This is a genomic window from Streptomyces sp. NPDC037401 (genome assembly GCF_055602345.1).
On sequence record NZ_JBVJWO010000015.1, the window covers coordinates 1 to 25923 of the forward strand.

The 25923-nt window shown below is 71.0% G+C and carries 24 protein-coding genes and 1 tRNA gene; 14 read left to right on the forward strand and 11 right to left on the reverse strand.

Annotated features, from left to right (window positions below):
• Nucleotides 1–191: 191 nt before the first annotated feature.
• The 5 genes from ACZ7H1_RS17710 to ACZ7H1_RS17730 all read right to left on the reverse strand — a co-directional run bounded on the left by ACZ7H1_RS17710 (nucleotide 192) and on the right by ACZ7H1_RS17730 (nucleotide 4672).
• The gene (locus ACZ7H1_RS17710; RefSeq protein ID WP_470787652.1) at nucleotides 192–1145 is read right to left on the reverse strand and encodes a tyrosine-protein phosphatase; all 954 of its coding nucleotides are present in this window, start codon (nucleotides 1143–1145) and stop codon (nucleotides 192–194) included.
• A gap of 29 nt (nucleotides 1146–1174) precedes the next feature.
• Entirely contained in the window at nucleotides 1175–2242 is a 1068-nt protein-coding gene (locus ACZ7H1_RS17715) for an NAD(P)H-dependent flavin oxidoreductase (protein ID WP_470787654.1), read from the reverse strand.
• Nucleotides 2242–2997, reverse strand: a complete 756-nt coding sequence (locus tag ACZ7H1_RS17720; RefSeq protein ID WP_470787656.1) for a CoA-transferase subunit beta — start codon at nucleotides 2995–2997, stop codon at nucleotides 2242–2244. Before ACZ7H1_RS17720 ends, ACZ7H1_RS17715 begins: the two co-directional genes overlap by 1 nt.
• On the reverse strand, nucleotides 2994–3830 hold the full coding sequence (locus ACZ7H1_RS17725) for a CoA transferase subunit A (protein WP_470787937.1): 837 nt from the start codon (nucleotides 3828–3830) through the stop codon (nucleotides 2994–2996). Before ACZ7H1_RS17725 ends, ACZ7H1_RS17720 begins: the two co-directional genes overlap by 4 nt.
• An 83-nt stretch (nucleotides 3831–3913) precedes the next feature.
• The gene (locus ACZ7H1_RS17730) at nucleotides 3914–4672 is read right to left on the reverse strand and encodes an enoyl-CoA hydratase family protein (protein WP_470787658.1); all 759 of its coding nucleotides are present in this window, start codon (nucleotides 4670–4672) and stop codon (nucleotides 3914–3916) included.
• A gap of 54 nt (nucleotides 4673–4726) precedes the next feature.
• Between ACZ7H1_RS17730 and ACZ7H1_RS17735 the strand changes: the two genes are divergently transcribed.
• The gene (locus ACZ7H1_RS17735) at nucleotides 4727–5491 is read left to right on the forward strand and encodes an SDR family oxidoreductase (RefSeq protein WP_470787660.1); all 765 of its coding nucleotides are present in this window, start codon (nucleotides 4727–4729) and stop codon (nucleotides 5489–5491) included.
• A gap of 1 nt (nucleotide 5492) precedes the next feature.
• The gene (locus ACZ7H1_RS17740; protein ID WP_470787662.1) at nucleotides 5493–6404 is read left to right on the forward strand and encodes an SDR family oxidoreductase; all 912 of its coding nucleotides are present in this window, start codon (nucleotides 5493–5495) and stop codon (nucleotides 6402–6404) included.
• Between the two features lie 147 nt (nucleotides 6405–6551).
• On the opposite strand, the gene ACZ7H1_RS17745 is transcribed toward ACZ7H1_RS17740, so the two are convergent.
• A complete protein-coding gene (locus tag ACZ7H1_RS17745; RefSeq protein WP_470787663.1) occupies nucleotides 6552–7475 on the reverse strand; it encodes a hypothetical protein in 924 nt (307 codons plus the stop codon).
• Between the two features lie 109 nt (nucleotides 7476–7584).
• Between ACZ7H1_RS17745 and ACZ7H1_RS17750 the strand changes: the two genes are divergently transcribed.
• The 7 genes from ACZ7H1_RS17750 to ACZ7H1_RS17780 all read left to right on the forward strand — a co-directional run bounded on the left by ACZ7H1_RS17750 (nucleotide 7585) and on the right by ACZ7H1_RS17780 (nucleotide 16560).
• Entirely contained in the window at nucleotides 7585–8397 is an 813-nt protein-coding gene (locus ACZ7H1_RS17750) for a serine protease (protein ID WP_470787665.1), read from the forward strand.
• A 307-nt stretch (nucleotides 8398–8704) separates the two neighbouring features.
• Nucleotides 8705–9361, forward strand: a complete 657-nt coding sequence (locus ACZ7H1_RS17755) for a response regulator (protein WP_470787667.1) — start codon at nucleotides 8705–8707, stop codon at nucleotides 9359–9361.
• Between the two features lie 40 nt (nucleotides 9362–9401).
• A complete protein-coding gene (locus ACZ7H1_RS17760; protein WP_470787668.1) occupies nucleotides 9402–10547 on the forward strand; it encodes a sensor histidine kinase in 1146 nt (381 codons plus the stop codon).
• A 71-nt stretch (nucleotides 10548–10618) separates the two neighbouring features.
• Entirely contained in the window at nucleotides 10619–10939 is a 321-nt protein-coding gene (locus ACZ7H1_RS17765; protein ID WP_470787670.1) for a chorismate mutase, read from the forward strand.
• Between the two features lie 23 nt (nucleotides 10940–10962).
• Nucleotides 10963–13527: an aminopeptidase N gene (gene pepN / locus ACZ7H1_RS17770; protein ID WP_470787672.1), complete on the forward strand. Its 2565-nt coding sequence runs from the start codon at nucleotides 10963–10965 to the stop codon at nucleotides 13525–13527.
• A gap of 220 nt (nucleotides 13528–13747) precedes the next feature.
• A complete protein-coding gene (locus tag ACZ7H1_RS17775; protein WP_470787673.1) occupies nucleotides 13748–15142 on the forward strand; it encodes a pyridoxal phosphate-dependent decarboxylase family protein in 1395 nt (464 codons plus the stop codon).
• Complete coding sequence (locus ACZ7H1_RS17780; RefSeq protein WP_470787674.1) at nucleotides 15139–16560, forward strand: lysine N(6)-hydroxylase/L-ornithine N(5)-oxygenase family protein; 1422 nt, start codon at nucleotides 15139–15141, stop codon at nucleotides 16558–16560. Before ACZ7H1_RS17775 ends, ACZ7H1_RS17780 begins: the two co-directional genes overlap by 4 nt.
• A gap of 14 nt (nucleotides 16561–16574) precedes the next feature.
• Here the strand turns inward: ACZ7H1_RS17780 and ACZ7H1_RS17785 are convergent, their stop codons facing one another.
• Complete coding sequence (locus tag ACZ7H1_RS17785) at nucleotides 16575–18392, reverse strand: bifunctional metallophosphatase/5'-nucleotidase (RefSeq protein WP_470787675.1); 1818 nt, start codon at nucleotides 18390–18392, stop codon at nucleotides 16575–16577.
• Nucleotides 18393–18521: 129 nt separating this feature from the next.
• Here ACZ7H1_RS17785 and ACZ7H1_RS17790 point away from each other — a divergent pair, with 129 nt between their 5' ends.
• The 3 genes from ACZ7H1_RS17790 to ACZ7H1_RS17800 all read left to right on the forward strand — a co-directional run bounded on the left by ACZ7H1_RS17790 (nucleotide 18522) and on the right by ACZ7H1_RS17800 (nucleotide 21831).
• Complete coding sequence (locus ACZ7H1_RS17790) at nucleotides 18522–19223, forward strand: SIMPL domain-containing protein (protein WP_470787676.1); 702 nt, start codon at nucleotides 18522–18524, stop codon at nucleotides 19221–19223.
• 161 nt (nucleotides 19224–19384) lie between these two features.
• Nucleotides 19385–20812 (forward strand): pyruvate kinase, encoded by a 1428-nt coding sequence (gene pyk / locus ACZ7H1_RS17795; protein WP_470787677.1) that lies wholly within the window; start codon nucleotides 19385–19387, stop codon nucleotides 20810–20812.
• 191 nt (nucleotides 20813–21003) lie between these two features.
• On the forward strand, nucleotides 21004–21831 hold the full coding sequence (locus tag ACZ7H1_RS17800; protein WP_470787679.1) for a glutamate ABC transporter substrate-binding protein: 828 nt from the start codon (nucleotides 21004–21006) through the stop codon (nucleotides 21829–21831).
• A gap of 13 nt (nucleotides 21832–21844) precedes the next feature.
• On the opposite strand, the gene ACZ7H1_RS17805 is transcribed toward ACZ7H1_RS17800, so the two are convergent.
• A complete protein-coding gene (locus tag ACZ7H1_RS17805) occupies nucleotides 21845–22621 on the reverse strand; it encodes a helix-turn-helix domain-containing protein (RefSeq protein ID WP_470787680.1) in 777 nt (258 codons plus the stop codon).
• Between the two features lie 82 nt (nucleotides 22622–22703).
• Nucleotides 22704–22790: transfer RNA gene (locus tag ACZ7H1_RS17810), tRNA-Leu, on the reverse strand.
• A gap of 92 nt (nucleotides 22791–22882) precedes the next feature.
• On the opposite strand from ACZ7H1_RS17810, the gene ACZ7H1_RS17815 reads away from it, so the two are divergent.
• Together ACZ7H1_RS17815 and ACZ7H1_RS17820 are read left to right on the forward strand one after the other, a co-directional pair.
• Nucleotides 22883–23539 (forward strand): ANTAR domain-containing response regulator, encoded by a 657-nt coding sequence (locus tag ACZ7H1_RS17815; protein ID WP_470787681.1) that lies wholly within the window; start codon nucleotides 22883–22885, stop codon nucleotides 23537–23539.
• 81 nt (nucleotides 23540–23620) lie between these two features.
• On the forward strand, nucleotides 23621–24127 hold the full coding sequence (locus ACZ7H1_RS17820) for a DinB family protein (RefSeq protein ID WP_470787682.1): 507 nt from the start codon (nucleotides 23621–23623) through the stop codon (nucleotides 24125–24127).
• Between the two features lie 69 nt (nucleotides 24128–24196).
• Here ACZ7H1_RS17820 and ACZ7H1_RS17825 read toward each other — a convergent pair whose 3' ends face one another.
• Both ACZ7H1_RS17825 and ACZ7H1_RS17830 read right to left on the reverse strand, forming a co-directional pair.
• Complete coding sequence (locus ACZ7H1_RS17825) at nucleotides 24197–24913, reverse strand: ABC transporter ATP-binding protein (RefSeq protein ID WP_470787684.1); 717 nt, start codon at nucleotides 24911–24913, stop codon at nucleotides 24197–24199.
• A complete protein-coding gene (locus ACZ7H1_RS17830; protein WP_470787939.1) occupies nucleotides 24910–25923 on the reverse strand; it encodes an ABC transporter ATP-binding protein in 1014 nt (337 codons plus the stop codon). The genes ACZ7H1_RS17825 and ACZ7H1_RS17830 overlap by 4 nt, the downstream gene beginning before the upstream one ends.

Genomic DNA, 25923 nt, shown 5'->3' on the forward strand with positions numbered 1-25923 from the left:
GAAGCCCTCCTTCCGTGCCCCCACAGGAGGGGCCCCCCGCCCCCCCCCCCCCCCCCCCCCCCCCCCCCCCCCGGGCCCTCCGCCGTTCCCGGCCCCGCCCCTGTCCGCAGCGGCACTCCGCCTTGCGATCGCACGCACCGGACCCCGTCGGCCCCGCCCTCCGGGCGGACGACCCACTTTGACGCCACTCCCTAGCGCACCAGCCGCTCCTGGAGCCGCGCCAGCGTCCGCAGGTCCAGGCCGAGCCCCTCGCTCAGGTACCCGTAGAAACTGCCGTAGTCCGCCTCCAGCTGCGCCGTCGCCGCGCCCAGGTAGTCCCGGCGGACCTCCTGCAGCGGGATCAGCAGATCCGGATTCTGCATCCGGCCCGACAGCTTCAGCCCCTCGCGGACCTTCGCGTCGTACGCGGCGCGGAAGGTGTTCGAGGCCAGGTAGTCCTGCTCCGCCGAGGCCGTCGGGACGGCCAGGGCGCGCAGCAGGACGTAACTCATCCAGCCGGTACGGTCCTTGCCCGACGTGCAGTGGTAGAGCAGCGGGCCCCGCGGTCCCTCCGCCAGCTCCCGCAGCGTCGCCGCGAACTGCGCCCGGTTCGCGGGGTCCGTGACGAACGTGCGGTAGATGTCGCGCATGTAGGCCTCGGCGCGGCCGTTGCCGAGCATGGCCTCCTGCCGGACCGGGTCCCCGCTGCCGATCGCGGTGACCAGCGTCCCGAACAGGCCCAGGTCGCTCACCGGACGGGCGGTCACGGCCAGGCCCGCGGGCAGCCGGTCCGCACCGTCGTACTGCACCTCCATCGCGATGCGGAAGTCGACGACCTTCGTGAGGCCGAGACCGGCGACCGCGGCGACGTCCGCCTCGGTCAGCTTGGACAGCGCATCCGCGCGGTACACCACGCCCCGGCGGACCTGACCGCCGGTGTACGTGCGGTAGCCGCCCAGGTCGCGGACGTTGACCGCGCCCTGGAGCGGTATCCGCTGGATCGTTTCGCTCGCCGCGGGCCGGTGCTGCCGGCCGGCGGCGGTTCCGGCCGGGGCGGCGGCCGGCCGGGAGGGAGCGGCCTCCGCGTGCGCGGAGGCGGGCAGGGCGCCGACGGCGAGGACGGAGACGAGGACTCCGGTCGCCAGGCGGTTTCTTACACGGCTCATCTGGGCGACTCCTGTGGCGGAGAAGGGGATCACCCTGGTGGTGGCAGGGTGGCGGTCGCGTGCAGTTCTTCCAGCGCGTGCTGTGCCTCGGCCATGACGCGGGCGACGAGCTCCGCGCAGGACGGGAGATCCTCGATCACCCCCGCGACCTGGCCCGATGCCATGATTCCGAGGTCCGTACGGCCCTCGACCATGGACGCCTTGAGGAGCATGGGGGTGTTGGCCGCCAGCAGGACCTGGCTCCACGACAGGTCCTTGCCGTGCTTCATCGCGAGCCCGTCGCGGATCATCGCGGCCCACGTCAGGCCCGAGACCCGCCGGAAGGCCGCCGCGTGCCGCACCGCACGGGCCAGCGCCCGGGTGCGGCCCGCCCGCTCCAGGGACGCGACCAGCTCGGTGCGCAGCATCCGGTGGGGCAGCCCGTCGACGGCCGTGGTGACCGTGACGTCCCGGACGCCCGCGGCCAGATAGCGCGCCTTGACCGCGTCCGGCACCGTCGAGTCGGAGGTGAGCAGGAAGCGCGTGCCCATCGCGACCCCCGCGGCGCCGAACGCCAGCGCCGCCACCAGCCCGCGGCCGTCGTGGAAGCCGCCCGCCGCGACCACCGGGATGTCCACGGCGTCCACCACCTGCGGAAGCAGCACGGTCGTCGCCACGTCCCCGGTGTGGCCGCCGCCCTCGCCGCCCTGCACGATCACCGCGTCCGCACCCCACGCGGCGACCTTCTCCGCGTGCCGGCGCGCTCCGACCGAGGGGATGACGACCACGCCCGCGTCCTTGAGCCGGGAGATCAGCTCCTTCGACGGCGCCAGTGCGAACGACGCCACCTTCACGCCCTCGTCGACGATCAGCCGCACCCGCTCGGCCGCGTCGCCGGCATCGGCCCGCAGATTGACCCCGAACGGCGCATCCGTACGCGACTTGACCTCCCGTACGGCCGCCCGAAGCTGCTCCAGGGTCATCGTCGCCGACGCCAGGATGCCCAGCGCGCCGGCGTGGGCGGTCGCCGAGACCAGGCGGGGCCCGGCCACCCAGCCCATCCCGGTCTGCACGACGGGGTGCTCGACCCCGACCAGCCTGGTGAGCGCGGTCTCCATCAGGCCCGCACTTCCCGGTCGCGCAGGCCCTTCGGATCGAGCTCCTCGCGGATCAGCCGCAGCTCGGCCGGGCTGGGATCACGCGTGTACGGCACCTCGACGTCGACCGCGAGCGCAAAGCCGGTCGCCTCCTGGACCTGCTCCACGGTCACCCCCGGGTGCACCGACGCCAGCCGCATCGAGCGGTCGGGGGTCGCGAAGTCGAAGACGCCGAGGTCGCTGACCACCCGGGGCAGCCGGTGGAAGCGCGTCGCGGACGGCCCGGCCGCGGCGGCCCGGTCGTACCCCACCCCGCTGACCATGTCGACGCGCTCCACGAACACCCGGCGGGAGTGCCGGGGAACCCAGTAACTGACCGGGTTGTTGAGGGTGTTGACCGGCGCCCCGCGCACGCCCAGCAGCTGCCGCGCGGGCCGCTCCCAGTCCCCGATGCAGGAGATGTTCTGGTTGCCGAACCGGTCGATCTGGCTGGCGCCCATCATCACGTGCCGCCGTCCGCCGGTCACCATGGCCAGGTGCCGGCGGTACGGCAGCCAGCCCTCGGCCGACCCGTCCGGCCCGACCAGCAGCGCCTCGCCGTCGGTCAGCAGCAGGCCGGGGGAGAAGGTGCGCCTGGCCAGCCGGGCGCCGACGGACGGGATCAGGCCCATGGGGCTGGCGAGGACCTCGCCGTCGCCGCGCCAGGCCTCGGCGCAGGCGATCACGCAGTACTCGGCACGGGTCGGGGCCTGCACACCGCTGTGGGGTCCGGTCACTTCTGCTCCTCGTGCCAGGCCTGTACGGCGCACTGGTAGTCGCGCTCGCCCGCGCCGGACAGGAAGCGGCCGGCGAACTCCGCCCAGGGCGTGGTCGCGTACAGCTTCTGGAAGGCCTCGTCGCGTCCGTAGTCGGGCGCGCAGGAGGTGAAGTGCGCGCCGCGCGGCGTCTCGACCACGCCGGTGACGGAGTGCCGGCTGACCAGCAGGGTCTGCGGGGCGGCGTCCTTGGTCAGCTCGGCGGTCTCGACGATCTGCTCGCAGGAGACGTACGCGGTGTCGGCCGCCTCGCAGAACAGGTCGTCGAAGTACGGGTCCGGGCCCAGGTACTGGCCGTTGCCGAGGCGGTCGGCGCGGTTGAGGTGCACGAGCGCGGCGTCCATGCGCAGCGCGGGCACGGCCACGAGCTCCTCGCCGTCCTCGTAGGGGGAGCGTACGGTCCTCAGCTGCGGGTTGACGCGCAGTACGTCGGAGCCGAGGCCCGCCCGGACGGGCAGGAACGGCAGCCGGTTGGCGGCTGCGTGCAGGCCCCACATGAACATCGCCTCGTCGAGCTCGGTCAGCGCGAACGCACCGCTCTCGCGGGCGGCCCGGAAGTTCGGCTCCAGGGGGATCGAGTCGAGCGTGGCGAAGGGGGCCACGAGCCGGCGGATCCGGCCGGCGGCGGCCAGCAGGCCCACGTCGGGGCCGCCGTACGAGACGACGGTGAGATCGGTGACCGCGGAGCGGAGCAGCGCCCGCACCAGGGCCATCGGCTTGCGCCGGGAGCCCCAGCCGCCGATGCCGAGGGTCATGCCGCTGCGCAGCCGTCCGGCCACCTCGTCGGGGGTCATCACCTTGTCGGCTGCGGCGGCCGTACCCCTCGTACCGCTCGTATCGGGGGTGCCGGGGGTGCCGGTCGTATCGGGGGTGTCGGTCACGGCTGCGCTTCCTCCTTGGGCGTGCCGAAGGTGCTGCGGACGCGGTCGGCCACCCCGCTGAGGTTGGCCTCGAAGGTGAAGCCCTGCTCGAAGCGGTAGCTGCGGCGCACGTCCACCGGGTCGATGCCGTTGATGGCGGCCTTGGCCAGCCGGATCAGTGAGCCGTCCTTCTGCGCGATCTCGGCGGCGAGCTCCAGGGCGGCGGCGGCCAGCGCCGCCCGGGGCACGACCTTCCACACCGAGCCGTGCGCGTGCAGCTCGGCCGCGGTCGCCGTGCGCGAGGTGTAGTAGAGGGCGCGCATCAGGTGCTGGGGGACCAGGCGGGCCAGGTGGGTGGCGGCGCCGAGGGCGCCGCGGTCCAGCTCCGGCAGCCCGAAGACGGCGTCGTCGCTCGCGACGATCGCGTCGGCGTTGCCGGCCAGGCCGATGCCGCCGCCCAGGCAGAACCCCTGCACGGCCGCGACGACCGGGACCTCGCACTCGTACACCGCGGCGAAGGCCTCGTAACAGCCGCGGTTGGCGCCGAGGAGGGAGCCGTGGCCGGGATCGTGCTGCATCTCCTTGATGTCGACGCCGGCGTTGAAGCCGCGGCCCTCGGCGGCCAGCACCACGCAGCGGACCTCGGGATCGCGCCCGGCCGCGCGCAGGGCGTCGGCGAGGTCGTACCAGCCCCGTACGGGGAGCGCGTTGACGGGCGGGAAGTCGACGGTGACGACGGCGACGCCCTTGTCGGGGCGGGAGGTGGAGACACCCATGAGCGGATCAGCTACCTTTCCACCAAACATTTGTTAGGTGGAAGGTAGCAGCCCATGGAGCTGGACGGGAGGGTCGTCGTCGTCACCGGCGGCACCCGGGGTGTCGGCGCCGGCATCGCACGGTCGTTCCTCGCGGCCGGTGCGCAGGTCGCCTTGTGCGCCCGCAGACCGCCCGACACGCCGGTCGAGAGCGGTGGCCGCACGGCCGTCCACCTGCCCCTCGACCTGCGCGACCCTGACGCCGTCGAGGACGTCTTCGGGCAGGTCGCGGCCCGCTGGGGGCGGCTGGACTGCCTGGTCAACAACGCCGGCGGGACGCCGTACCGGTTGCTCGGCGAGGGCGACGCGCAGCGGCACGCGCGCGTGGTCGACCTGAACCTGGTCGCCCCGCTCACCGCGTCCCTCGCCGCGTACGCACACCTGCGCGCGGCCCGCGGCTCGGTCGTCATGATCGGCAGCGTCAGCGGCACCCGCCCCTCGCCGGGCAGCGCGGCCTACGGGGCGGCCAAGGCCGGACTGGAGAACCTGGCCCGCTCGATGGCGGTGGAATGGGCCCCGGAGGTGCGGGTCAACACCCTCGTCCTCGGCATGGTGCGCACCGAGCTCTCGCACCTGCACTACGGCGACGCGGCCGGAGTCGCGGCAGTGGGCCGGACGGTGCCCCTGGGGCGGCTCGCCGAGCCGTCCGACGTGGGGGAGGCGGCGGTGTTCCTGGCCTCGGACCGGGCGGCCTACGTGAGCGGGGCCAGCCTGCTCGTACACGGGGGCGGGGAGCGCCCGGCGTTCCTGGATGCGGCAACGGCGAACAAGGAGAGCTGACATGACCGGAATCTGTGACGGGCGCGTGGTGGTCGTGACGGGCGCGGGCCGGGGCCTGGGCCGGGCCCACGCCCTGGCCTTCGCGGCGGAGGGCGCGAAGGTCGTGGTCAACGACCTGGGCGTGGGCCTCGACGGCGCCCCGGCGGCGGACGGCCCCGCGGCGCGGGTCGTGGACGAGATCCGGGCCGGGGGAGGGCAGGCCGTGGCGCACGGCGGGGACATCGCGACCGCCGGCGGCGCCTCCTCGCTGGTCGACTGCGCGGTGGGGGAGTTCGGCCGGCTGGACACCCTCGTCAACAATGCGGGCTTCCTGCGCGACCGCATGCTCGTGAACCTCGGCGAGGACGACTGGGACGCGGTGATGCGGGTCCACCTCAAGGGGCACTTCCTGCCGTTCAAGTACGCGGCGGCGTGGTGGCGCGCCGAGGCGAAGGCGGGCAGGCAGGCTGCGGCCCGGGTGGTCAACACCTCCTCCGGAGCCGGCCTGCTGGGCTCGGTCGGCCAGGGCAACTACAGCGCGGCCAAGGCGGGGGTCCTGGGCCTGACGCTGGTCGCGGCGGCGGAGACGGCCCGCTACGGCGTCCAGGTCAACGCCATCGCACCGGCCGCCCGGACCCGGATGACGGAGCGGACCTTCGCGGAGACGATGGCGGCGCCGCAGCCGGGCGCCTTCGACGCGATGGCCCCGCAGAACGTCTCCCCGCTGGTGGTGTGGCTGGGCTCGGCCGCGTCGGCCGGGGTCACGGGCCGGGTCTTCGAGGTCGAGGCGGGCCGGATCACGGTGATGGAGGGCTGGCACCCGGGCCCGACGGCCGACCGCGGCGCCCGCTGGACCCCGGCGGAGGCGGGCGAGGCCACCCTCAAGCTCCTCGCCGCGGCCGCACCCCCGCTGCGCGCGTACGGGGCGTCGTAGACGCAGCGGGAACGGATCCGGGCCCGGCCCCCTGGCGGGAGGTCGGGCCCGGATCCGTGAACTCGTGCGACACGTGCTTCCTACCCACACCGGCCACCCACTGAACCGGAGTCGAGCCATCATGTTGTCCGGAATCCCCGGTGGCCCTCAGGTGTCGCAGTCCAGCACCGTGTGGCACAGCGCGCACCGCACCCGCAGGCGGCCGCGCACCGAGACCCGCAGCCGCTGGCCGCACACCGGGCAGGGGAAGTTCACCCGCTGCCCGCCGGGCCCGTCACCGCCGGGCTCGAACCGGTACGGGGCCGGGGGTCCGTGCCGGTTCGAGCCGCCCCGGGCCCCCGCGGAGGCGGCGCGCCGGGCCCGCGCGTAGCGGCGCCGCTCCAGCGTGCCGGCCGCGGCCAGCGGGGCCCGGCGGAAGTCCCGGCGCGCCTCGTCGCGCCCGCGCGCGTACGCCTCGTACGCCTGCGGGCTGGTGAACGCGACCGCCGGGTCCTCGCCGAACACCATGGCCCGCCTGGCCAGGACGTACCCGAACTCCTCGGGGGTCAGGTAGCCGAGCTTCTGCAGCGAGAGCGCGTCCTCGCGGTACGCGTCCAGCAGCAGCCAGCCCGCGCCGAGGTAGGCGGCGGCGGTGTCGGTCAGGATCTCGTTGGCGCCGGTCCCCGGGAAGGCCAGGTCCAGCCGGTGCAGCAGGACGTGCGTGATCTCGTGCGCCAGGGCCGCCGCGAGGTCCCGGCGGTGGTTGCGGAACCGGTCGTTGACCTCGATGAAGTACTCCGGACCGGCGGCCAGTTCGACGCTCGCCGCATGCTCCATCGGCCGGAAGCTGACGATCATGCGGGCGTCGGGCAGCCGGAGCTGCTGCACCAGCGCCCGGGCCACCCGCTGGGCCCCCAGGTGCAGGTCGTCCTCGTCCGTGAAGGCCGCGTCCGCCGGGGCGAAGGCGGGGGCGTACGCCCGGATCCCGTCGGCGGACAGCCTGCGGTACAGCGCGGTGACGGCGCTGCGCACCGTGTCCAGGTGCGGAAATCCGTGCGCGACCGGGCCGCCGCGCGCTGCTTCGTCCGTCATGCCGGCTCCCTCACCGCAAGTTGGCCGAAAACGCGTTCTTGTTCGAACGGCACCTCGTGATGTGACATGGACACGCCAAACGCACGCCCAACCCCCCACGAAAGGCAGTGTGTTGACTGTGCTGTCCAAAATCGCGCAGCGGAAACGGAACACCCTCGCCCGCGCCCTCAAGCGCACCCTCGCCGTCGGCGCCGTAGTCCTCGCCGCCGTCAGCCTCCAGACCACCGGCGCCGGCGCCGCCCCCGCACCCGTCGTCGGAGGCGTCCGCGCCGCCCAGGGCGAGTTCCCCTTCATGGTCCGCCTCTCCATGGGCTGCGGCGGCTCCCTCTACACCTCGACCATCGTCCTCACCGCCGCCCACTGCGTCGGCAGCTCCGGCCCCAACACCTCCATCACCGCCACCGCCGGCGTCGTCGACCTGCGCAGCAGCAGCGCCATCAAGGTCAGGTCCACCAAGGTCCTGCGCGCCCCCGGCTACAACGGCAGCGGCAAGGACTGGGCCCTCATCAAACTCGCCCAGCCCATCAACCTGCCCACCCTCCAGATCGCCGACACCACGCAGTACAACAACGGCACCTTCACCGTCGCGGGCTGGGGCGCCGCCCGCGAAGGCGGCGCGCAGCAGCGCTACCTGCTCAAGGCCACCGTCCCCTTCGTCTCCGACGCCGACTGCCAGGGCGCGTACGGCAGCTCCCTGATCCCCGGCGAGGAGATCTGCGCCGGATACCTCGACGAGGGCGGCGTCGACACCTGCCAGGGCGACTCCGGCGGACCCATGTTCCGCCGCGACAACGCCGGCGCCTGGATCCAGGTCGGCATCGTCAGCTGGGGCGAAGGCTGCGCCCGGCCCGACTACCCCGGCGTCTACACGGAGGTCTCCACCTTCGCCTCCGCGATCAGGTCCGCAGCCGCCGGGATGTGATCCACACCCCGGCCCGCCCCCGCGGTGACCGCCGGGACGACGGCCGCGACCCCTCCCGCGCCCCCGCGCGCCGCCCGCCCTGACGGACCCGTACGCCTCCCCCTTCCGGCCGGTACCGAACCGGCCGGAAGGGGGAGGCACACCTGCCCCCGCCGCCCCAACCCCGGCAGGGACAGCGCGCAGCCGGCACCCTTGCGACCCGGCCCCGCTGACCCCTCCCAGCGGCCCGCTCTGCGGTTGCGGGCCACCCGGCGCCCCGGTCCCATGGGAAGGACAGACCGGCGGGCGACACAGGGACAGGCAGCGCATGACGATCACCGTGGTCATCGCGGACGACCAGGACATGGTCAGAACCGGATTCCGGATGATCCTGGAGAGCCAGCCCGACATCGAAGTGCTCGCCGACGTCGTCGACGGCCAGGCCGCACTCGAAGCCGTCGAAACCCACCGGCCCGACGTGCTCCTCCTCGACATCCGGATGCCCCGGCTCGACGGCCTGGAAGTCACCCGGCGCCTGGCCGGCCGCCCGGCACCCCGCATCGTGATCGTCACCACCTTCGACCTCGACGAATACGTCCACGCCGCCCTCCACGGCGGCGCGTCCGGCTTCCTCCTCAAGGACGCGAGCCCCGCCATGCTGGTTGAGGCGGTCCGCGCCGCGGCCGTCGGCGACTCCCTCGTCTCACCCGCCATCACCGTCCGCCTGCTGCGCGAAATGGCCCCCCGCACCCTCGCCGCGGCAGCCGCCCGCCGCCCCGCCGAACCCCTCACCGAACGCGAGCGGGACGTCGTACGCTGCCTGGCCCGCGGCATGACCAACGCCGAGATCGCCGCGGAACTCTACGTATCCCTGTCCACCGTCAAAACCCACCTCGCGAACGTGCAGGCCAAGCTCGACGCCCGCAACCGCGTCGAGATCGCCGCCTGGGCCTGGGAGAGCGGACTCGCCGCGAGCACCCCGTGACGCCCGCCCCCACCCCTGCCCCCGGCCACCGGGCCGCACAGTGAGCCCCCTCGCCGGCTGGGCCCGACGGCACCCCCGCGCCGCCGACTGCATCCGCCTCACCCTCTCCCTGGCCCTCCTCAGCCTCGTCACCTTCGAAGGCGTCGTCCTCGCCCGCCGGCCCAGCACCCCCCACGCCGTCGTCTGGTGCTCCGGCATCCTCGTCTGCCTCGCCGCCGCGCCCTGGCCGCACACCCCCCTGCTCGCCCGCGCCCGGTTCGCCGCCGCCGTCACCTGGACCGCCACCTGCCTGCTGATCTTCGGCAACCACCCCATCGTCGTCTGGGGCGGCGGCGAAGCCCTCGCCCTCCTCGTCCTCCTCAGCCAGGTCCTCCTGCACGCCCCCGCCCGCACCGCCGCCGTCCTCGGCCCCCTCCTCGGCCTCGGCTGCATGGCCGTACCCGTACGCGACACCGACCCCGGCCGCTTCACCCTCCTCTTCTCCGTCCTCACCGTCGTCGTCGGCGCCTACTCCCTGCTCCTGCGCCTCCAAGCCGTCCAGCGCCACCGCGAGGTCCGCGCCGTCCGCACCGCCGAACGCCTCGAACTCGCCCGCGAACTCCACGACCTCGTCGCCCACCACGTCACCGGCATCGTCGTCGAAGCCCGCGCCGCCCGCTTCACCCACGTCACCGCCGAACGCGCCGAAGAGATCCTCGCCCGCATCGAAACCGCCGGAGACGAAGCCCTCGGCTCCATGCGCCGCCTCGTCCGCGTCCTGCGCGAGAACGACACGACCGCCGGCACCACCCCCGTCGCCGGACTCGCCCAGATCCGCGACCTCGCCGACCGCTTCACCACCACCGGACCACCCGTCGCCCTCTACCTCGAACAAGACCTCGAGACGAAGATCCCCGGCGACGTCGCCGCCACCGCCCACCGCATCGTCCTCGAAGCCCTCACCAACATCACCAAACACGCCGCCACCGCCACCGCCGTACGCATCGGCCTGCGCACCGTCCCCGCCGGCCTGGAAATCCGCATCGCCGACGGCGGCGGCCGCCCCGCCCGCCTCTCCGACCAGGCCCGCGGCGGCGGCTTCGGCCTCGCCGGCATGACCGAACGCGCCGAAGCCCTGGGCGGCACCCTCACCGCCGGCCCGGCCCCCGAAGGCGGCTGGCTCGTCACCGCCGTCCTCCCGCTGTGACCCCCGTGAGCCGTCTCACCGTCCGATCAAACGACGATCCGACCGGGCCCGGCCGACTAAGCTCACACCTCATGAACAACAGCGACATCGACGAGGGCGTCCGAGCCGAACTGGCACGGCTGCGCGACAGCATCGACAACATCGACGCAGCCGTGGTCCACATGCTCGCCGAGCGCTTCAAGGCCACCCAGCAGGTCGGCCACCTCAAGGCCCGCCACCACCTGCCCCCGGCCGACCCCGGCCGCGAAGCCAACCAGATCGCCCGGCTCCGCCAGCTCGCCGAGAGCGCCAAGCTCGACCCGGCCTTCGCCGAGAAGCTCCTCAACTTCATCATCGCCGAGGTCATCCGCCACCACGAGACGATCGCTGCGGGCGAAGACCAGACCCCTTAAGCCACCGGCCCCCATCAGGCAGCATGGGGCCCATGTCCGCACTGACGCGCAACGAAGCGCAGCTCCGAGCACAGCTCCTCGACGTCCACCGCTACGCGATCGACCTCGATCTCACCACCGGCGACGAGACCTTCCACTCCACCACCGTCATCCGGTTCACCGCCCGGTCGGACGGCGACACCTTCGTGGAGCTGAAACCGGAAGAACTGCGCTCCGCCGTCCTCGACGGACACCCCCTCGACCCCGGGACCCTCGACGCCGGGCGCCTGCCCCTCCCCGGCCTCACCCAAGGCCCCCACGAGCTCCGCATCGAAGCCCGCATGCGGTACTCGCACACCGGCGAGGGCATGCACCGCTTCACCGACCCCACCGACGGCGAGACGTACGTCTACACACAGCTCTTCCTCGACGACGTCCAGCGCGTCTACGCCGCCTTCGACCAGCCCGACCTCAAAGCCGCATTCGCGATCACCGTCACCGCCCCCGCAGGCTGGACCGTCCTCGCCAACGGCACCACCGAGAAGACCACCACCCACGACGACGGCTCCGCCACCTGGACCGCCGCCGAAACCCCCGTCATCTCCACCTACCTCGCCGCCGTCGCCGCAGGCCCCTGGCACAGCATCCGCACCGAACACGCCGGCCTCCCCTTCGGCATCCACTGCCGCCGCTCCCTCGCCCCCCACCTCGACGCCGACGCCGACGAACTCCTCGGCATCACCACCGCCTGCTTCGACCGCTACCACCAGAAGTTCACCGAGCCGTACCCCTTCGACTCCTACGACCAGGCCTTCGTCCCCGAATTCAACGCCGGCGCCATGGAGAACCCCGGCCTGGTGACCTTCCGCGACGAATACGTCTTCCGCTCCGCCGTCACCGACACCGAACGCCAGTCCCGCGCCGTCACCATCGCGCACGAAATGGCCCACATGTGGTTCGGCGACCTCGTCACCCTGCGCTGGTGGGACGACATCTGGCTCAACGAGTCCTTCGCCGAATACATGGGCTACCAGACCCTCCTCGAAGCCACCCGCTTCACCGACACCTGGACCGACTTCGGCGTCGCCCGCAAAGCCTGGGGCTACGACGCCGACCAGCGCCCCTCCACCCACCCCGTCGCCCCCGACCCCGGCGCCGTCCCCGACACCGCCGCCGCCCTCCTCAACTTCGACGGCATCTCCTACGCCAAGGGCGCCTCCGCCCTCCGCCAGCTCGTCACCTGGCTCGGCGAAGAAGACTTCCTCGCCGGCATCAACACCCACTTCGCCCGCCACCGCTTCGGCAACGCCTCACTCGCCGACTTCACCGACTCCCTCGCCGCCCACACCGACCGCGACGTCCACGCCTGGGCCGACACCTGGCTGCGCACCACCGGCATCGACACCCTCACCCCCCGCATCGAAGAAGCCGACGGCGGCTGGACCCTCACCGTCGCCCACGAAGGCAACCGCCCCCACCGCATCGCCATCGGCGCCTACGACCCCGAACCCGGCCGCGAACACCGCCTCGAACTGCGCGAACTCCTCGACGTGGACATCCCCTCCGGCGAAGTCATCTCCTCCGTCGGCCCCCGCCCCGCACTCCTCGTCCCCAACGACCGCGACCTCACCTACACCAAGATCCGCTTCGACGCACACTCCGCCGACACCGCACTGCGCAGCCTCTCCGGCCTCCCCGACCCCCTCACCCGCGCCGTCGTCTGGAACGCCCTGCGCGACATGGTCCGCGACGGCGACCTCGCCCCCACCGCCCACCTCGAAGCCCTCCACACCCACCTCCCCCAGGAGAGCGACCTCGCCATCGTCCAGGGCGTCCTCGGCTTCGCGCGCACCCAGATCGCCGACCGTTACCTCCCCGACCGGGACCGGCCCGCAGCCCTCGCCCTCATCACCTCCGCCGCCCGCGCCCTCATCCGGCGCACGGAGGGCTTGACCTCCGACGACTGGAACAGCAGTCAAGGCGCAGCGAAGCGCAGCGGCGAAGCACCCGGACTGCGCCTGACCGCCGTCCGCACCTTCATCGACAGCGCCACCCAGCCCGACACCATCGCCGCCTGGTACGAGGACGGAACCGTCACCGGCGGCCCCGAACTCGACCCCGAACTGCGCTGGCGCATCCTCACCCGCCTGTGCGTACTCGGCGCCGCCGACGAAACCGCCATCGCCGCCGAACTCGCAGCCGACCCCACCGCCACCGGACAGGAAGCCGCCGCCCGCTGCCGCGCCGCCCTGCCCGACCCCACGGCCAAGCAGGCCGCCTGGGACCGCATGTTCGCCCACGACGACCTCTCCAACTACCTGTTCACCGCCACCGCCCAGGGCTTCTGGCAGCCCGAGCAGGCCGACCTCGTCCAGCCGTACGTCGACCGCTACTACCGCGACGCCGTCGCACTCGCCGACCGCCGCGGCCCCGCCATCGCCGAAGCTGCCGGCCGCCACGCCTTCCCCGCCCACACCGTCACCGCCGAAGCCCTCGCCACCGGCCGCGACTGCCTCAAGGAGACCCACATGATCCCCGCGCTGCGGCGCAAGCTCGTCGACCAGCTCGACGACCTCGCCCGCGCCCTGCGCGTACGCACCGGCGGCTGACCCCACCCGGCCCCCACCCCGCCGGGACCCGCGCCGCCCGCGCCGCCCGCACGTCCCCACGCGCACGCCCGCACGCCCGCACGCACGGCGCACCCACGGCCCGCCCGCGGCCGAAACACACCGGTCCGGCCACCCGCGGCGGTTACCCCATTCGGGCCTGATCGTTGAGCTGTCCGGGAGCAAACCCTCCCCGCTCCCGGACAGCCCCTGAGGAACCCGCATGACACCGCCGCCCGGCCCCCCGCCGCCCGCCCCGCCCCTCGCCGGCGGCACCACCGGCCCAGCGGCCCTGCGGCCCCTCCTCGACACCCTCCTCGACGCCCTCCACACCGGAGCCCGCGCCCGCAGCGGCCCCCTGCCCCGCGGCGGCCCCGACACCGTCGACACCCGCGTACGCACCGCCCTCGGCGACGCACTCCCCGCCCACGGCACCGGCGACCACGAGGCACTCCGCACCGTCGTCCGCACCCTCACCGAAGGCGCCGCCGACCCCGCAGAACCCCACTGCCTCGCCCACCTCCACTGCCCCCCGCTCGCCGTCGCCGCCGTAGCCGACCTCGCCGCCTCCTGCCTCAACCCCTCCCTCGACTCCTGGGATCAGGCACCCGCCGCCTCCGCCCTCGAAACCCTCGTCACCCACACCCTCGCCACCCACCTCCACGGCACCCCCGACGCCGACGCCCTCATCACCACCGGCGGCACCGAATCCAACCAACTCGCCCTCCTCCTCGCCCGCGAACGCCACGGCCCCGTCCGCCTCGTCCACGGCGCCAACGCCCACCACTCCCTGCCCCGCGCCGCCTGGCTCCTCGGCCTCCCCACCCCCCTCACCCTCCCCACCCCCACCGGCACCCTCGACCCCGCCACCCTCCACCGCGCCCTCACCGACCAGCCCGGCCCCACCCTCGTCGCCGCCACCGCCGGAACCACCGACGCCGGACTCATCGACCCCCTCGAAGACATCGCCGCCGTCTGCGCCCACCACCACACCGAACTCCACATCGACGCCGCCTACGGCGGCCTCCTCGCCTTCAGCCCCCGCCACCACCCCCAAGTCGAAGGCCTCCGGCACGCCCACTCCCTCACCCTCGACCTCCACAAACTCGGCTGGCAACCCGCCGCCGCCGGCCTCCTCACCGTCCCCCACCACCACCTCCTCGCCCCCCTCGCCCACCAAGCCGACTACCTCAACGCCCCCGACGACACCCAAGCCGGCCTCCCCGACCTCCTCGGCCGCTCACTGCGCACCACCCGCCGCCCCGACATCCTCAAAATCGCCACCACCCTGCGCTCACTCGGCCGCAACGGACTCGCCGACCTCATCGACCGCACCTGCGCCACCGCACACCACTTCGCCGACCTCATCGACGCACACCCCCACTTCGAACTCCACGCCCCACCCACCATCACCACCGTCCTCTTCCGCCCCACCGGCGCACCCGACACCGACGTCGCCGCCCTGCGCCGCACCCTCCTCCACGACGGCTGCGCCGTCCTCGGCCGCGCCACCGCAGACGGCCGCCTCTGGCTCAAGGCCACCCTCCTCAACCCCCACACCGGCACGGAGGACCTCCAAGACCTCCTGACCCTCCTGGAAGGCAGCGCCCACCGATGACCGCCCACCCCGACACCCCCCACGACCTCGTAGGAATCGGCATCGGCCCCTCCAACCTCTCCCTCGCCGCACTCGCCCACGGCCTGCCCCACGGCCCCGGCGAAGGAGGCCCCGCCACCGCCTTCTACGACCAGCGACGAGAATTCCGCTGGCACCCCGGACTCCTCATCGACGGCACCACCATCCAAGTCCCCTTCCTCGCCGACCTCGTCACCCTCGCCGACCCCACCAGCCCCTGGACGTTCCTCAACTACCTGAGGCACAAAGAACGCCTCTTCCCCTTCTACTTCGCCGAGCAATTCCACATCCAGCGCGCCGAATACGACGCCTACTGCCGCTGGGTCGCCGGACGACTCCCCGGACTCCACTTCGGCCACCAAGTCGACGCCGTCCGCTGGAACCCCGAACGCACCCTCTTCGAAGTCGACTTCACCCAACTCGACGCCGACGGAGAAGCCGAAGCCCTCGGCCGCAGCTACACCCGCAACCTCGTCCTCGGCATCGGCACCGCCCCCCACGTCCCCGAACCCCTGCGCCCCCTCGCCGACGCCCCCACCGTCCCCGTCATCCACTCCGCCGACTACCTCGACCACCGCGCCCGCATCCTCGCCGCCGACCACGTCACCGTCATCGGCTCAGGCCAGTCCGGCGCCGAAGTCTTCCTCGACCTCCTCCGCGCCCGCCCCGCCGGCCGCGAACGCCTCACCTGGCTCGCCCGCACCCCCTCCTTCGCCCCCATGGAGTACTCCAAACTCGGCCTCGAACACTTCACCCCCGACTACACCCGCTACTTCCACTCCCTCCCCGAACCCGTACGCGACCGCCTCATCCCCGCCCAATGGCAACTCCACAAAGGCATCGACACCGACACCATCGCCGCCATCCACCAAGAGCTCTACCGCCGCACCCTCCACGGCGGCTGGCCCGACGCCGTCCTCACCCCCGGAGTCCGCGTCCGCACCGCCGGCCGCGTCGCCACCACCAAAGTCGAACTCCACCTCGAACACACCCAGCAGGGCACCCGCTCCCGCATCACCACCGACGCCGTCGTCCTCGCCACCGGCTACCGCGAACGCCCCCTCGGCCGCCTCCTCGCCGGACTCGACCCCTACATCCGCAAGGACTCCTCCGGCCGCCCCCGCATCGACGACCGCTACCGCATGCTCCTCGCCCCCGCCATCACCGCCACCGGCTGCAACGTCTACGTACAGAACGGCGAACGCCACACCCACGGCATCGGCGCCCCCGACCTCGGCCTCACCGCCTGCCGCAGCGCCGCCATCCTCAACACCCTCACCGGCAAAGAGCCCTACCCCCTCCCCGACCGCACCGCCTTCACCACCTTCGGCCTACGCGAACGGGAGCAGCCCCGGCCACACACCACCGGAGAACTGCTCCCGCTCGTCGAACACCCCTGACAGACAAAACCCGCCTAGAACACCGGCACACCCGCCCGCGTCAGCCGCCAGTCCACCGACGCGAACTCCGCCGGATCCACCGTCCCCTTCGCCTTCACCCAACCAATGATCGTGTTACGGATCTCGTCCGAATTCGCCCACAACTGCCGGGCCCCCGCCACATGCGGGAACGCCCCGCCACCGGAAGCCCGGTAGTTGTTCACCGCCAGCACGAACTGCGCCGCCGGATCCACCGGCACCCCCCGGAACGACAGACCCGTGATCCGCGACCCCCTCGGCCGCGCGATGTCGATGTCGTACGACAACCCGTACACCGCGTCGTAGTTGTAGTCCGGCGTCCCCTCCGCATTCGTCAGCTTCGCCGCATCCACCGGCTCACCCACCGCCGTCTGCACGAAATACCGCGCCGAGAACTCCAGATAGTCACGCAGCTGCGCACCCGTCAGCAGCCGCGCCTCCAGCGTGTTCTCGAACGGATACAGACCCGCCGCATCCCGGATCGTCACCTGCCCCGCCGGAATCGCCGCCGTCCGCGAAAAACACGACGCCTGCGACAGCACCGGCAGCGCCGCCCACTCCGTACCCGCCAGCGCCGACTTCACCGTCTCCGCCTGCACGTGGTTGATCAGATCGATGATCGCCACGTCCTTCACCGGACCCTCCGCCGACGCCATCGCCGCCGTCGACGTCCCGATCACCTGGTTGACGTACGCCACCACCTTGCGGTGCTCGTCCGCCAGCAGACCCGTGATCTTCGGGTCCTCCTCCACCGTGTTCGAGTTCAGCACCGACGCCGACACCCGGTCCACCGACCAACGGCCCCGCGCGAACGACAGCTCGAAATCGAACAGCGTCAGCCGCTGCCCCCACTTCAACGGCTCCGACAGCACGACGTCCTTGCCCGTCACGCTGTTCTTCACCCGGTACTCCGGGATCTCCGTATGCGCATGCCCCACCAGGATCGCGTCGATCCCCGGCACCTGCTCCGCCACCAGACCCGCCGCGTTCTCCACGTACGGCAGCTGATCACCGTACGACGACGTACCGCTCGACCCCGAATGCGCCGACACGATCACCACGTCCGCACCCATCGACCGCAGCCGCGGCACGTACTTCGCCGCCTGCTCCTCCAGCCCCGGGAACGTCATCTTCCCCTGCACGTTCTGCTTGTCCCAGATCGCGATCCCCGGATTCGTCAGACCCAGCACCGCCACCTTCACCACCCGCCCGCACGGCGTCCGCAGCCGGTGCATGCTGTACGGCGCAAACGCCGGCCGCAGCGTCTTCGCATCCAGCGCGTTCGCCCCCAGCAGCGGGAAATCACACTGCTCCTCGAACTTCCGCAGCACCGGTATCCCGTAATTGAACTCGTGGTTCCCCAGCGCCGCCGCGTCGTACCCGATCGCATTCATCGCCTGCGCCATCGGATGCACCGGACCACGCCGCGCCGTGATCGGATCCACCTTGGCGTAGTAGTACGACAACTGCGTGCCCTGGATCGTGTCACCCGCATCGATCAGCAGCGTGTTCCGCCGCCCCTTCTCCGCACGCACCCGGTTCACCAGCGTCGAGATCTTCGCCAGACCCACGTCGTTGTGCGCCTTGTCGTCGAACTCCCTGTCCGTGAAGTAGTCCCAGTTGAAGACGTTCCCGTGCAGATCCGTCGTGCCCATGACCGTGAAGGAATACGTGTGCGGGCGCCGCCGCGCACCCGCAGCGGGAACCTCCGCAGCAGGAACCGCAACAGCAGGAGCCGCAACAGCCCCCGTCAGCGCCACGGCAGCACCCGTCGCAGCCGATGTGCCCAGAAACGTCCTACGGTCGAACGGCATGTCATCTCCCTTGTGAGGCCAAACAACGCGCGTAGATTCTGACCCAGCCACAACCGGCCACAACACCCCCGACAGCTTTCGGATCCGGTGACCCGGCACACACCCCCACCGAATGCCACAGTGGACCGCATGACCCAGGACCCCACACCCCAGCCCTACGGCACCCCCGAAGTCCCCCGCGTCGCCGTCCGCGGCGAAGCCCGCATCGAAGTCGACCCCGAAATCGCCCGCCTCGGCATCACCGTCAGCGCCCGCGGCACCGACCGCCGCACCGCACTCGACGACCTCACCCGCCGCAACGCCGCCGTCCTCGAACTCGTCAAAAGCTACGGCGAAGCCGTCGAAAAACTCGAAACCGGCACCTTCTCCATCACCCCCGAACTCACCCGCCACGGCCGCGGCGAACGCATCCGCGCCTACCACGGACGCGTCCACCTCACCGCCGAACTCGGCGACTTCACCGCCCTCGGCGAACTCACCACCCGCCTCGCCGACCTCGAACTCACCAGCGTCGACGGACCCTGGTGGGCCCTGCGTCCCGACTCGCCCGCCCACGGCGACGCCCGCCGCCAAGCCGTACTCGAAGCCGTCCAGCGCGCCCGCGAATACGCCGCCGCCCTCGGCGCCGAACTCGCCGCCCTCGTCGAACTCGCCGACCTCGGCGCCGAAGACGCCCGCCCCATGGCCATGTCCGCACCCGGCGGCATGATGCGCAGCATGGCCTTCGCCCAAGACGCCGAAACCGCCCCCGCCCTCGACCTCGAACCCGAACGCCAGACCGTCTACGCCTCCGTCAACGCCCGCTTCACCATGACCCCGCCCCGCCTCTGAACCCCCCCCCCGCACACCACCCCCCGAACCCACCGCGGGGGTGCTCATCGGAGCACCCCCGCCCACCATTCGAGACTTGTCAACAGCCTTTCACCAAAAGGTTGTTGAGGAGACACTCCGATCCCGTTTTCTACTGCCCGGTAGGGGCATACGCTCGACCCATGCGCCGAGCCAAAATCGTCTGCACCCTGGGCCCCGCCACCGACTCATACGACCAGATCAAAGCCCTGGTCGAAGCCGGAATGGACATCGCCCGCCTCAACCTCAGCCACGGCACCTACGCCGAGCACGAGGAGCGCTACCACCGCGTACGCAAGGCATCCGACGAAACCGGCCACAGCGTCGGCATCCTCGCCGACCTTCAAGGCCCGAAGATCCGGCTCGGCCGCTTCCGCGAAGGCCCCGTACTCCTTGAACGCGGCGACGAATTCACCATCACCGTCGAAAACATCGAAGGCGACCGCCACACCTGCGCCACCACCTACACCGGCCTCGCCACCGACGTCACCCCCGGCGAACGCATCCTCGTCGACGACGGCCGCGTCACCCTCGAAGTCACCGCCGTCGACGGCCCCCGCGTCACCACCCACGTCATCGAAGGCGGCATGGTCTCCGACCACAAGGGACTCAACCTCCCCGGCGTCGCCGTCTCCGTCCCCGCCCTCTCCGACAAGGACATCGAAGACCTCCGCTGGGCCCTGCGCACCGGCGCCGACGTCATCGCCCTCTCCTTCGTCCGCAGCGGCCGCGACATCGAAGACGTCCACCGCATCATGGACGAGGAAGGCCGACGCCTCCCCGTCATCGCAAAGATCGAAAAGCCCCAGGCCGTCGAGAACGTCGACGACATCGTCGCCGCCTTCGACGGCATCATGGTCGCCCGCGGCGACCTCGGCGTCGAAATGCCCCTCGAACAAGTCCCCATCGTCCAGAAGCGCGCCGTCAAACTCGCCAAGCGCAACGCCAAACCCGTCATCGTCGCCACCCAGATGCTCGACTCGATGATCGACAACTCCCGCCCCACCCGCGCCGAAGCCTCCGACGTCGCCAACGCCGTCATCGACGGCACCGACGCCGTCATGCTCAGCGGCGAAACCAGCGTCGGCAAATACCCCGTCGAAACCGTCCGCACCATGTCCCGCATCGTCGAAGCCGCCGAAGAAGACATCCTCGCCAAGGGCCTCCCCCCGCTCACCGACCGCAACAAGCCCCGCACCCAAGGCGGCGCCGTCGCCCGCGCCGCCGCCGAAATGGGCGACTTCCTCGGCGCCAAATTCCTCGTCGCCTTCACCCAGAGCGGCGACACCGTCCGCCGCCTCAGCCGTTACCGCTCACCCATCCCCCTCCTCGCCTTCACCCCCGACCCCGCCACCCGCTCCCAGCTCAACCTCACCTGGGGCGTCGAAACCTTCCTCGGCCCCCACGTCGACTCCACCGACGCGATGGTCGCCCAGGTCGACGAAGAACTGCTCCGCATCGGCCGCTGCGTCCCCGGCGACATCGTCGTGATCACCGCCGGATCGCCCCCCGGCGTCGCCGGCTCCACCAACCTCGTCCGCGTCCACCGCATCGGCGACGCCGTCCGCTGACCCGCCCAGCCTTAGTTGATCTTGCGGCCCGCCCCCGCCGCGGCCGCAAGATCTACCGGCGGTCCGGATCGTTACCTCAAGTTCTGCTCAATTCTGCTGACGCTGCACACGACACCTCTCTAGGTTCCTTGCAGCCGAGGAAGACGTATGCGCACTTCCTTTCGTCGCACCACCAAAGGAAGTCCCGCACCATGAAGGTCTCCCGAGCCGGTCTGTCCGCTGCCGTCCTCGTCCTCTCCCTCTCCCTGACCGCCACCGGCTGCTTCGGCGGCGACGACGGCGACGAGAAGGACAAGATCACCATCGGTATCAAGTACGACCAGCCCGGCCTGGGATTCAAGGGCACCAACGACACCTTCACCGGCTTCGACGTCGACGTCGCCCGCTACGTCGCCAAGGACCTCGGCTACACCCCCGAGCAGATCGAGTTCAAGCAGGTCACCAGCTCCGACCGCGAGCTCCTCCTCCAGTACGGAGAGGTCGACTACGTCGTCGCCAGCTACTCGATCACCGACAAGCGCAAGGCCCAGGTCGACTTCGCCGGCCCGTACTTCACCGCCCACCAGGACATCCTCGTCCGCGCCGGCGACACGAAGATCAAGAAGGCCGAAGACCTCAACAACAAGCTGATGTGCTCCGTCACCGGCTCCACCTCGGCCCGCAACGTCAAGGAAAAGCTCGCCCCCAAGGCCGGCCTGATGGAGCTCGGCAACTACTCCGAGTGCGCGGTCGCCCTCAAGGAGACCCACCTCGACGCGATGACCACCGACAACTCGATCCTCGCCGGCTTCGCCGCCCAGAAGAAGTACCAGGGCGCGTTCAAGCTGGTCGGCCTGAGCCTGAGCAACGAGCAGTACGGCATCGGCGTCAAGAAGGGCGAGACCCAGCTCCGCTCGCAGATCAACATCGCCCTGAAGAAGATGGTCCAGGACGGCTCCTGGGAGCGCTTCGTGACGGCCAACTTCGGCCCGGCGAACTTCAAGTACGACCCGGCCCCGGCCATCACCGAGGGCAGCTGACGCCGCCCCTCTTTCAGTACTTCGGCCCGACGTGGGCGTCCATCAACGCGGTGGACGCCCGTCGGGCCACCGAGATGTTGTACGGCTTTCCGTGCCGCGTGCACGACGTCCACGAGACGCCCAGCCGGTCGAGGGTGTCGGTGTAGAGCTTGCGAATGTCGTCCGAGACGTTCGTGAACCAGTACCGGGGGTACTCGTAGCGCTTGCCGCGGCGCGTGGTCCAGTTGGTGATCCGACATCCGTCGGAGTGGATAAGTCCACGCACGAGCTCCCATGGGTTCGCATCGACGAGCGCCTGCTGCCACGGTTCGAGGTGAATGGGGCGTTCGTGCTTCCGGCCGGGCCCGTGCTGTGGGAACAAGCAGATCAGGTGCTTCGAGTACACCTTGACGTTCTGGCAGCCGATGCGTTGGACGCGGCAGGTCCTGTTCTCAGGAAACACAGCGTGTATGGCCTTCTCTGCTGCATCGATGAGTCCTGGCCAGTCATCCCCACAGGTGACCATCAGGTTCGGTACGCGGTGCCCGGAGTACTGGCTGATGTGGCCGTCTCCGAGGTACAGGCCGAGCAGGTAGACGTAGGCGGGTTCGTCCAGATCGCTCCCGTCGCATCGCGGACAGGTGGGGTCGTGCGCCCCCGGGCATTCTCCCCGGGCGGCGCGGTCCACGTGCTTCCAGTAGCTGACGGTGCCGAGCGGGACGACCAGCTGCCGGGCCACGTCCGCGTTCCTGGCTCCGCCCCGGAGGAGGGTCAGGGCCTTTTGGCGTACTTCCAGGCTGTGGAACTCCATGCGGCCACTCTGCGTAATGGCTGGGATATGCGAGTAGCAAAAAGCGGATGTTCACGAGAACGTGAACATCCGCTTTGTTCGTTGGTACCGGGTATGGGATTCGAACCCACATGTCCTTGCGGACAGAGGTGTTTGAGACCTCCGCGTCAACCAATTGCGCCAACCCGGCAAGACCGCACGACGGAGTGTACCCGGTGACCAGGTAGCGGCGCTGCTAGGTAGGCTCATTCCAGCAGCACTGCCCCGTACCAAGGAGCCCCCGTGACCGCCGCCGAGCACGAGTCGTCGCCCACGCCCGTCGACGCCGACCAGTCGCACGTCCCGCCGCTGACGACCCGCGTCGTCATCGCCGAGGACGAGGCGCTGATCCGCCTCGACCTCAAGGAGATGCTCGAGGAGGAGGGCTACTCCGTCGTCGGTGAGGCCGGGGACGGGCAGACGGCCGTCGAGCTGGCGCGGGAGCACCGGCCGGATCTGGTGATCCTCGATGTGAAGATGCCGGTCCTGGACGGGATCTCCGCGGCGGAGAAGATCGCGGAGGAGTCCATCGCGCCGGTGCTGATGCTGACGGCGTTCTCGCAGCGCGATCTCGTGGAGCGGGCGCGGGACGCCGGGGCGATGGCGTATCTGGTGAAGCCGTTCAGCAAGAGCGACGTGGTGCCGGCCATCGAGATGGCGGTGTCGCGGTTCGCGGAGCTGAAGGCGCTGGAGAAGGAGGTCGCGGACCTCTCGCTGCGGCTGGAGACCCGCAAGCTGGTGGACCGGGCGAAGAGCGTGCTGCAGACGCAGTACGGGCTCTCGGAGCCGGCTGCGTTCCGGTGGATCCAGAAGACGTCGATGGACCGGCGCATGTCGATGCAGCAGGTCGCCGAGGCGGTCATCGAGGACGCCGAGGAGAAGAAGGCGGCCAAGGGCTAGGGGTCTGTCCGGCGGGTCGTGCCGGGGGTGTCGTCGGTAAATGCTTCGACATCGGTCGTGTGATCGGCGACGCTTCGCACGATGACAAGAATCGACGACACGCCTTCTGCGTGGGACGAGCGCACGCAGCTCACCACGTTCCTCGACTACGCACGCGACACCGTGCGCGCCAAGTGTGAGGGCGTCTCTGCGGAGAACGCCCGCAAGGCGCTCCTGCCGGGTTCGCCGCTGATGACCGTGAGCGGGTTGGTGAGCCATCTCCGCTGGGTGGAGTATTACTGGTTCCAGGTGGTCTTTCTCGGTGAGGAGGACGGGGGTCCCTGGACCGAGGAGGATCCGGACCGCGAGATGCGTATTGCGGTCGACTTCCCGCTCGGGCAGTTGCTCGAGGAGTACGCCGGGCAGAGTGTGCGTTACCGGGAGCTGGTCGCCGGGTGTGGTCTGGGCGATCGGGCGAAGCGGCCGGTTCGCGGTGGCGTGCACGTCGATCTGCGCTGGATCCTGCTTCACCTGACGGAGGAGACGGCCCGGCACAACGGTCATCTGGACATTCTGCGGGAGCTGCTGGACGGCACGACGGGCGATTGAGGCGGATGACGAGTGAGGCCCGCCTCCGGATGGGATCCGGGGGCGGGCCTCAGTCGTGTGTGGCGGGGGTCAGTCTTCGCCGAGGTAGGCCTTGCGGACGTCCTCGTTGTGGAGGAGTTCGTCGCCGGTGCCGGAGAGGACGATCTTGCCGATTTCCATCACGTGGGCGTGGTCGGCCAGCGAGAGCGCCGCCTGGGCGTTCTGTTCGACGAGGAGGATCGTCGTGCCGGCTGCCTTGAGCTCGGAGATGGTGGCCATGATCTTCTGCATCATCAGCGGGGACAGGCCCATGGAGGGCTCGTCCAGCATGAGGAGCTTCGGCTGGGACATGAGGGCGCGTCCCATGGCGAGCATCTGCTGCTCGCCGCCGGAGAGGGTTCCTGCGGCCTGCTTGCGGCGTTCGCCCAGGATGGGGAACATCTCGTAGGCGCGCTCGATGTCCTTCTCGATGCCTTCCTTGTCGCTGCGGAGGAACGCACCGAGCTGGAGGTTTTCCGCGATCGTCAGCCGGGGGAAGATGTGGCGTCCCTCGGGGGAGTGGGCGAGGCCCAGGGCGACGATCTTGTGTGCGGGGACGGTGCTGAGGGGCTGGCCGTCGAAGGTGATGCTGCCCGAGCGGGGCTTGATGAGGCCGGAGAGGGTGCGCAGGGTGGTGGTTTTGCCGGCGCCGTTGGTGCCGACGAGGCAGACGATTTCGCCCTGGTTGACCTCGAAGGAGATTCCCTTGACGGCTTCGATCTTGCCGTAGGCGACTTTGAGGTCTTCGACCTTGAGCAGTGCGGTCACTTGGCCTCTCCTTCCGTTTCCGTGCGGGTGGTGCTGTCCTCGGCGGGTTCGGTTGCCGTGGGGGCTTCCGTGTCCGCTTCGGTGTCGGCCGTTTCGTCGGTGGTGTCGGCGGTTTCGGTCGACTCGACGGGTTCGGCGGCGGCTTCGGCGGGGGTTTCGGCCTCGGTTTCGGCGGCGGCTTCTGCGGCTTCGACTTCGGCGACCTCTTCCGCGCCCGGGTCTCCCTCGAAGGGGGTGCCGAGGTAGGCGGCGATGACGCGTTCGTCGCCCTGGACGACGGATGCGGTGCCTTCGATGAGCTTTTCGCCCTGGACGAGGCAGGCGACGCGGTCGCAGAGGTTGAAGATGAAGCGCATGTCGTGCTCGATGACGAGGACGGCGACGCCCATGTCCCGGATGGCGAAGATGAGTTCTTCGGCCGCGCGGGTTTCCTGTGGGTTCATGCCGGCGGTGGGCTCGTCGAGGAGGATGAGGCCGGGGTCGCTGGCGAGGGCCCGGGCGATTTCCAGCTTGCGCTGTTCGCCGTAGGGGAGGTTCTTCGCCAGGTGCTGGGCCTTGTTCTGCAGGCCGATGAACTCGAGGAGTTCCATGGCCCGGGCCTCGGATGCGGCTTCGGCCTTCTTGAAGCCGGGGCCGCGCAGGAGGGCGGACCAGAGGCCTTCCTTGGTCCGGGTGTGGCGTCCGACGAGGACGTTCTCCAGCACGGTCATGTTGGAGAAGAGCCGGATGTTCTGGAAGGTGCGGGCGATGCCGGCCTGGGTGACCAGGTGGGGCTTCGGCGGGAGGACCGTGCCCTTGTAGCTGACGGTGCCCTCGGTGGGGATGTAGAGCCCCGTCAGGCAGTTGAAGAAGGTGGTCTTGCCGGCGCCGTTGGGGCCGATCAGGCCGACGATCTCGCCTGCGTTGACGGTGAGGTCCACGGAGCGGACGGCGGTGAGGCCGCCGAAGCGCATGGTGACGCCGCTGGCTTCGAGGACGGGTGTGGCGTTGGTGGTGGTGGTCGTCGTCAT

Coding starts and splice junctions, on each gene's coding strand:
- ACZ7H1_RS17710 (WP_470787652.1), bottom strand. CDS start 1,145: ATGAGCCGTGTAAGAAACCGCCTGGCGACCGGAGTCCTCGTCTCCGTC.
- ACZ7H1_RS17715 (WP_470787654.1), bottom strand. CDS start 2,242: ATGGAGACCGCGCTCACCAGGCTGGTCGGGGTCGAGCACCCCGTCGTG.
- ACZ7H1_RS17725 (WP_470787937.1), bottom strand. CDS start 3,830: ATGACCCCCGACGAGGTGGCCGGACGGCTGCGCAGCGGCATGACCCTC.
- ACZ7H1_RS17730 (WP_470787658.1), bottom strand. CDS start 4,672: ATGGGTGTCTCCACCTCCCGCCCCGACAAGGGCGTCGCCGTCGTCACC.
- ACZ7H1_RS17735 (WP_470787660.1), top strand. CDS start 4,727: ATGGAGCTGGACGGGAGGGTCGTCGTCGTCACCGGCGGCACCCGGGGT.
- ACZ7H1_RS17740 (WP_470787662.1), top strand. CDS start 5,493: ATGACCGGAATCTGTGACGGGCGCGTGGTGGTCGTGACGGGCGCGGGC.
- ACZ7H1_RS17745 (WP_470787663.1), bottom strand. CDS start 7,475: ATGACGGACGAAGCAGCGCGCGGCGGCCCGGTCGCGCACGGATTTCCG.
- ACZ7H1_RS17755 (WP_470787667.1), top strand. CDS start 8,705: ATGACGATCACCGTGGTCATCGCGGACGACCAGGACATGGTCAGAACC.
- ACZ7H1_RS17765 (WP_470787670.1), top strand. CDS start 10,619: ATGAACAACAGCGACATCGACGAGGGCGTCCGAGCCGAACTGGCACGG.
- pepN (WP_470787672.1), top strand. CDS start 10,963: ATGGGGCCCATGTCCGCACTGACGCGCAACGAAGCGCAGCTCCGAGCA.
- ACZ7H1_RS17775 (WP_470787673.1), top strand. CDS start 13,748: ATGACACCGCCGCCCGGCCCCCCGCCGCCCGCCCCGCCCCTCGCCGGC.
- ACZ7H1_RS17780 (WP_470787674.1), top strand. CDS start 15,139: ATGACCGCCCACCCCGACACCCCCCACGACCTCGTAGGAATCGGCATC.
- ACZ7H1_RS17785 (WP_470787675.1), bottom strand. CDS start 18,392: ATGCCGTTCGACCGTAGGACGTTTCTGGGCACATCGGCTGCGACGGGT.
- ACZ7H1_RS17790 (WP_470787676.1), top strand. CDS start 18,522: ATGACCCAGGACCCCACACCCCAGCCCTACGGCACCCCCGAAGTCCCC.
- pyk (WP_470787677.1), top strand. CDS start 19,385: ATGCGCCGAGCCAAAATCGTCTGCACCCTGGGCCCCGCCACCGACTCA.
- ACZ7H1_RS17800 (WP_470787679.1), top strand. CDS start 21,004: ATGAAGGTCTCCCGAGCCGGTCTGTCCGCTGCCGTCCTCGTCCTCTCC.
- ACZ7H1_RS17805 (WP_470787680.1), bottom strand. CDS start 22,621: ATGGAGTTCCACAGCCTGGAAGTACGCCAAAAGGCCCTGACCCTCCTC.
- ACZ7H1_RS17820 (WP_470787682.1), top strand. CDS start 23,621: ATGACAAGAATCGACGACACGCCTTCTGCGTGGGACGAGCGCACGCAG.
- ACZ7H1_RS17830 (WP_470787939.1), bottom strand. CDS start 25,923: ATGACGACGACCACCACCACCAACGCCACACCCGTCCTCGAAGCCAGC.